General features: G+C 55.5%; 6 protein-coding genes and 1 pseudogene. All 7 read right to left on the bottom strand.

The window, feature by feature from the left end; translation table 11 throughout:
• On the bottom strand, positions 1-1,127 hold a 1,127-nt coding region (locus AC0AP0_RS07225; protein ID WP_490429918.1), incomplete at its 3' end, for a signal recognition particle receptor subunit alpha.
• Between the two features lie 49 nt (positions 1,128-1,176).
• Positions 1,177-1,740: a hypothetical protein gene (locus AC0AP0_RS07220; RefSeq protein WP_490429917.1), complete on the bottom strand. Its 564-nt coding sequence runs from the start codon at positions 1,738-1,740 to the stop codon at positions 1,177-1,179.
• Positions 1,741-1,965: 225 nt separating this feature from the next.
• Positions 1,966-2,697, bottom strand: a complete 732-nt coding sequence (locus AC0AP0_RS07215; RefSeq protein WP_490429916.1) for an ABC transporter permease — start codon at positions 2,695-2,697, stop codon at positions 1,966-1,968.
• Positions 2,694-3,602, bottom strand: a pseudogene (locus AC0AP0_RS07210) (ABC transporter ATP-binding protein). The gene AC0AP0_RS07215 and the pseudogene AC0AP0_RS07210 overlap by 4 nt, the downstream one beginning before the upstream one ends.
• Before the next feature lie 1,062 nt (positions 3,603-4,664).
• Complete coding sequence (locus tag AC0AP0_RS07205; protein WP_490429915.1) at positions 4,665-5,228, bottom strand: GNAT family N-acetyltransferase; 564 nt, start codon at positions 5,226-5,228, stop codon at positions 4,665-4,667.
• Positions 5,229-5,527: 299 nt separating this feature from the next.
• Complete coding sequence (locus tag AC0AP0_RS07200) at positions 5,528-6,202, bottom strand: response regulator (RefSeq protein WP_490429914.1); 675 nt, start codon at positions 6,200-6,202, stop codon at positions 5,528-5,530.
• Positions 6,195-6,848: sensor histidine kinase (locus AC0AP0_RS07195; protein ID WP_490429912.1), on the bottom strand; the 654-nt coding region annotated here is incomplete at its 5' end. The genes AC0AP0_RS07200 and AC0AP0_RS07195, both read right to left, overlap by 8 nt.

Genomic DNA, 6,848 nt, shown 5'->3' with positions numbered 1-6,848 from the left:
TGGGCCTGGATCATCCCGTTCTGCCCGGTGGTGGCATCCAGGACCAGCAGAACCTCGTCCACGGGCAGGTTCTTCTCGATCACCCGCCGGATCTTGCCCAGCTGATCCATCAGGTTGGCCTTGTTCTGCAGACGTCCGGCCGTGTCCACAATGAGGACATCTGCCTGATCATTTTTGGCCCGTTCGGCGGCTTCAAAAGCCACCGAGGCCGGATCTGCACCGTCGCGGTCGCTGCGGACCACGGGCACGCCCACCTTGCCACCCCAAGTCTCCAGCTGGTCAGCGGCGGCGGCGCGGAAGGTATCGGCGGCACCCATGACCACCGACTTGCCATCGGCCACGAAGAGCCGGGCCAGCTTGCCCGCCGTGGTGGTCTTGCCCGTGCCGTTGACACCCACCATGATGATGACCGACGGCCTGTTGGCCTGAGGACGGGCAGCCGCCAGAGTCCGATCCATATCAGGGTCGACCAGATCGATCAGACGCTGACGAAGGCCACGACGCACGGCTGCGGGGTCCTTCTGCCCTGTGATCCGGGCATCGTCGCGCAGCTGCTTCACCAGCTGTTCGCTGGCCTCGGCACCCACATCCGCCATGAGCAGGGTGTCTTCCACATCCTCCCAGTCGGATTCGCTCAGATGGTCCTTGGTCAGAATGGCAAAGAGGGCCTTGCCAAAGGGGTTGGGACTCTTGGCCAGTCTGGCCTTGAGCCTGGTCATGCGGGATGCAGAGGCCTCCGGATGCGCCAGCTCCTCCTGTGCCGACGATGCTGATTGGTCAGCCGAGGACGACTGCCTGGAAGCCACTGAACCGGCTGAGCCAGTCGAATCTGTAGAAGCGTCTGAATTGGGAGCAACACCAGATCCACGCGAGGCAGATTGGACTGCCCTGTCATCTGACGAAGCTGCTAAGGAAGCATCAGATTGGTCTTTAGCTTGATCTTTCGCTACAGCTGTCGCCGACTCCTGGGACAAAGAGGAGCCACTATCACTAAGCTTTACCGCACTGTCGGGGCGCGCGGAATCCCCTTGGGACCGGTGTTTACGGACCGCCACCAGAATGCCGACCACTGCCAGCAACAGGACGATCAACACCGCGATAAGAATAAGGAGCTGCTGTGTTGTCATAGGTACCAGCCTAAAGGCGAAAAGGGACACGGATGGTCACCACCAGCGGTCACTTCCCGCTCGGATGGCTCGTTCCCGCCTGCAGACCGCTCTGGACTGCGGGCATGATGTCGGAGGTGGTGGGCTGAGGCTCCCCTCGCTGCCGACGCGAAGGCTCAGGGCTTGATGATCGCAGGGTGGAGCTCCTGGGGGCTGGAGGCCCAGAGGTCGCAGAAACCGACGGTACAACATTCTTCTTTTGTCTCGGGCTGGTCGAGGACGCGGAATCAGCGCTTGGGGGCCGAGGCAGATTTATCTCGTCCGTGGAATCGGAGGCCAGCATGCCTCGAACCTCTACCACGGAGGAGGAATTGACATAGACCGGATAAGGATGTTCAGTATCTTCAGCAGTTGATGCGCCCTCGTCCGATCCAGGGGCAAAAGACAGATGCCCTCCTGCTATCCGCGGCAGCCGATTCTCTCGTTCCTGCTGACGGCGGGCCGCCCGGCGTACACGCTCATCCAGAGACTGGGAGAAGGCACGGTCCTGGGACTCACCAAGCGCCAGACGCATGACGAATACAATGAATGCCGCCACCACCAGCACCCATACCAGGACAATCAGCCAGACCATACCTGCCATTCTCTCAGAAGAACCCCTCAGACGCGCTAAGACACGAGGAATCTATCGGTCTCTTTCACACTGGCAGGTCAGCAGATGCTCAGGACCCCTCTTACACCCAAGGCAGTCGCAGGCAAGTAGGAAGACTATCGCAGGAATTACGCTCAGCAAGGTCCGCAACTACCATTCGAGAAATCTCCTGCAATGGCGACAAAAGATGCATAGCCATCAAAAGTATCATTTCCAGCGAAATCCGTAGATGGAAACAAGCCCTGAGGCAATGCAGCCCACGGCCAGGTAGAGGATCCCGAGCCAGGCATGAGGCCAGGTGCCCGATCCGATCAGCATCATCGATAAGGCCTCCCGCATGTGATATAGGGGCGTATACGGGGCGATGGTCTGCACCCAGGACGGCAGCATATTGACAGGCATCATAGCTCCGCCAATGAAGCCCAGGGGCAGAATAATGATGTTCGCAAGGATGGATACCCCTGCGATGGAGTAAATTATCATGGCGATAATGACACCCAGGAAAAAGAACAAAAGATAGCCAAGAACGAGGGGAAGCAATCCCGACAAAAATGTCGGTTTCAGCCTCATTCCCATAATGATTCCCAAGATGACAAGCACTACAGCCTGCGCCAGGAGGACGACGATACCCACAACAGCCTGGGAGAGGATAATCACATTCCAGGATAGAGGAAAATTGCGAACCGTCTGCAGCATGCCATTCTCACGCCAGAGAGCAAGGTGCGAAGCACCTGCAAAAATACCCACATAGGCCGCGCCAAATGCAATGACATTGGCGCTGATTTGACTGGCAATATCAACTCCAGGAACGTAGCTCTTAAAAGACAGGACCAGCGCCAATAACAGAGCTATCGGAAAGAGAAAGGTAAAAACCAGGGTGGACCAGTCACGAATATCGTAGTGGAACATCAATTTGAATAGAGTTTTGAAGCTGCTCATTTGACGTTCTCCTTTTCGAGAAGGCGAAGGTAGACATCCTCCAGACGCCCATCCTTGACTTGCGCCTGGCTTGTATTGATCCCGGAATCAACCAATTTCGCGAAAGTAACTCCGGTATCCCTGGTGCGAACTGTCAGACCGTCGGGTGTGGTTTTTACATAGTCAGCCCCCACGAGACGGGCTACGTGATCGGCCTGATCCAAAGCATTCGGAAGAAGAATGGTCGATTCCATCTCTGCTTGCGCAATAAGCTTGCTAGGACTGGCCGTCACGAGAATATGCTTATCCGCCAAGATCGAGACCACGTTGCACAACCGCTCCGCCTCATCCAGATGGTGCGTCGTATAAAGCACCGTGGCGGCCAATTGCTGACTGGATTTGAGCAGGCTCACAAGATCGTGGCGTGACTCGGGGTCGAGGGCAGCAGTGGGTTCGTCCAGAAAGAGCAGCCGAGGATGGTGGACGACAGCCGTGGCGATGGCCAGTCTCTGTTGTTCGCCGCCGGATAATGATTCAACCTTGTTGGATGCCACATGATCCAGTTTCAATGCATCAATAAGATCGTCCACACGCGACCGGGGCACCTGGTAGATATCCGCCACTGCGGTAAGGTGCTCAAGGAGCGTCGTTTTAGGGAAGAAGGACGACTTTTGAGGCTAGATGCCTATTTGGCGGAGCAGGGCCAAGTTGCGCGGATAGGGCGTCTGGCCCAGAACAGAGACCGTTCCCTCAACCGGTTTTTGCAGTCCTTCCAAGACGGTGAACAAGGTTGTCTTTCCAGCGCCATTTGGCCCGATGACCCCATGGAAGGCCCCTTCTTCAACCTCCAATGAAAGATGAGAGAGAATCGTTTTGTTCTTTATTCGAACAGTAAGGTTCGATACGCTTACTTCGATATTGCCCATTCCAGAGCCTTTCAGCGTCAATACTGATGTGGTAAAGCGCGGGTTGTGCCGTCTATTGTTGCTGATCTATTCATGACTATTTCAATTTGCTGAGTCTGGGCAGGCAAGGGAAAGAATCCGTTCAAATTCCGGCCCAGCATATTCTGGTGATTTTTGGCTCCGACAGTCTTTGCCATGAGACCATCTGCTTCAACTACGATAGCTTATTAATCCATATTCTTTCCTCACCCATGAGCCCAGAATTTCAGACATTTTCTAATAAGATACAAGCTGGATCAGACATAAAACCGCCACCGTCCCACAAATTATGGCATCCAAGAGCACGTACTGGCAAACACTGATTCCACTACTGGTTTACCTGCAGCTGGAACAGCATATTCCCATTTATCAAGCGGGCCGCCAAGGGGCGGACGGGTACATCTACTTTGTTCCCAATCGGCACTTTGGTAAGAGAAGCCATACCAGTATCAGCAAAAGCGGATATTGAGAAAAGTGCGATGCTTGTTCCCCCGGCTCATGCTCACCAGTGGGGAGGTTGACCGCCGACAACAGTAAACCGCGCGAACGAACAGCGACGGCGATGATGCGAAACTCTGCAAGTTATCGACGGAACCCACTATTTCGCCCTTTTCGCGTATTGGCTATCTCGAATGATGCTGGCCTTCACCGTTTCGCCGCCAGTCTCTTACCATCATGAAGACAATCATCATTAGCCAAGCTACTGGGTATGTGCATGAACCCCAGAACTGTGAACCGGTGGCAAACGATATAACATGGGCGAGAATTAATGCCAGGGCAAAAAACCTGACAGCAATGACTTGCGGCTTATCGGATGGTTTCTGTGTCGAAGCTGTTTGTCTCATGGCGGTTCCTTTGCCGTCGTACATAATGCACGGAATGTGCATAAAAACAAAATATACACTAACCGGCATTCGCTCAAAATAAGCTTAAAATAAGTTCGCGTTCTGGATGCGCATATACGTCATAGCCGGAGAAAATCATTGCAGAGAGCCTAGCCAGGAAGCAATTACATGAAAGCTGCTTTTGCATCCAAGATTGCGTTTACCGATCTGTTCGTTTCGTAGACAAATCAATCCAATACCGTTCTACTGGCTGACCAGATCTGCTGGGGAGCACATTCTCCAGTTGCCCGCCACGCGAGAGGATGGTCCGGCGGCTGGCCAGATTCGACGGGGAGCAGGTGATCAGGACCCGGCTCATGCCAAGAGCGGCCGCCCGTTGCAGGCAATCATCCAGCATCAGCCCGGCATAACCCCGCCGACGACAATCAGGGCGAACTGAATAGCCGATGTTGCCGCCCGAGCGTAGAAGCGCCTGCGTAAGCTGCAGCCTCAGCTGAATCATCCCCACCAGTTTGCCGCTGGGGTCCATGGCGGCGAACTGCAGGGCGGGCACAAATCCCGACGGCAGATCATCGCCGCGCGCCTGACGAGCCACCTCCGGCAGGCCTGATTGACGAACCTCATCCAGGCTGTGGCAGTCCTCCAGGGGGCCGAGCCCGGCCGCTTCATCCTCAGGCCGAGCACGACAGGCCTGCAGATATTCCCAGATCATTTCGGCATCCACCGCCCCCGGGTGATCCATCCTCACCAGATGGATTCTCATGGTCCACCTCCTCTGTCGAGTGCTTGACCACCACTTTGTGTTTCAGCTTACCTGAGCAGCATTCAACGGAACTGGGGTTTTCAAAGAGGACAAGCGCCACAGGGACATCGCGCACATGGGTGAATAGTCGGAACTCAATACAGCAAGAATCACAATGTTCAACAAGGTTCTTCCAAACTTAAGTTCTGTTCTTCAGTTCCCAGCTTCAGCTTCATCAGGTCAACGAAAGCGTAGCTCTGGAATCTATTGTTCTTTCTGCTTTTCTCCTCGCGATGCCCTGAACAACTGGTCATGAATCGTCAGTCAGACATTCCGGCCTGAAACCATGTGATGACGATTTGTGTACGGTCTCGCAGGCCGGTCTTGTCGAGTATGCGACTTACGTAGCGCCGGATGGAGGTGATTTCGAGAGTGAGACGCTGGGCTATTTCCTGATTGGACAGCCCCTGAGCAATGAGCCCGGCTATCTCGTACTCCCTGGGGGTCAACTTATCCAGCTGCTGCCGGGCCTGCGGGTCACTGACCTTATGCCGTGCATATGCTCTGTCACGGTTGATGAGCTCTGCTGTGATACGGGGGGTGAGCACTGCGTCACCATCGGCCACTGCGTGAATGGCTCGATGCAGGTCTCTGGTGGATACGTCTTTGAGAAGAAATCCATAAGCTCCTGCGTGCAGACCAGTGAAGGCATAATCGTCTTCGTCATAGGTGGTCAGAATCAGCGTACGAATGTCGGGGAACTCCTTGGCAATGACCGCAGTGGCACTGATGCCGTCCATCACCGGCATGCGAACGTCCATGAGGATTACCCGAGGCAACGGCTGGGCGGCTGCTTTCATCTCTCGAAGCATGGTCACTGCCTCCTGACCGTTGGAGGCTTGTCTGACGACCTGCAAATCGTGGTCGGCCTCGATCATGCGCACCAACCCCTTGCGGAGGAGCGCAAGGTCATCGACCAGCATCAGGTCAATCATGGGCGTTGCACCCTTTCTCGCTGGTGCCAGGCAGGATGGCTTCTACCGTCCATCCCCCGTTCTCGCTCGGTCCGCAACTCAGGCTCCCTCCCATCTGTCGACATTGTTCGCCAATCTGCTTTAGGCCCACTCCTTGATGATCATGCATGGCCGGTTCCCAATCGCCCAAGGTTCGCCCATGCTCATTCTCGTGCCCATCATCGTGAATGCTGATACGGATGGTGCCGTCCTGCTCATAGTCACGGGAGATGACGATGGTGCTCGGGTCTGAAGCGTGCCGGAGCGTGTTGGTGATTGCCTCCCTGCTGATGATGAAGCAGAGGTTGTCCTGTCTGGGATCGTGCCGCTGATGCCCTGTTTCGGTAGACACGACAGCCAGACCAACCGCGCGGGCATGGGCAATCATGGTGTCGAGTTCGTCGAGCGTGTGCAGCCTGGAGCCAAACCTGTGCCCATCATCATCGGACCCTTCCGGTAGCGCCTCATGCTCTTGAACAAGGGTACGGACGGCTTGTCGGGTGTCGGCCAACCCATCCCTGGCCACCTGATTGATGTCCTTAAGCACCTCCTGCAGCTCCTCGGTCTCAACCGAGTCAGCGAATCCCTGGGTCAGGGCGATAATCGTGGTGAGGTCATGGCCCACGCT

Source organism: Bifidobacterium sp. POST2/T3 (B1), from assembly GCF_058197115.1.
Note: the sequence above shows the minus strand (reverse complement) of the source record. Positions and strands in the feature narration are given on the sequence as shown.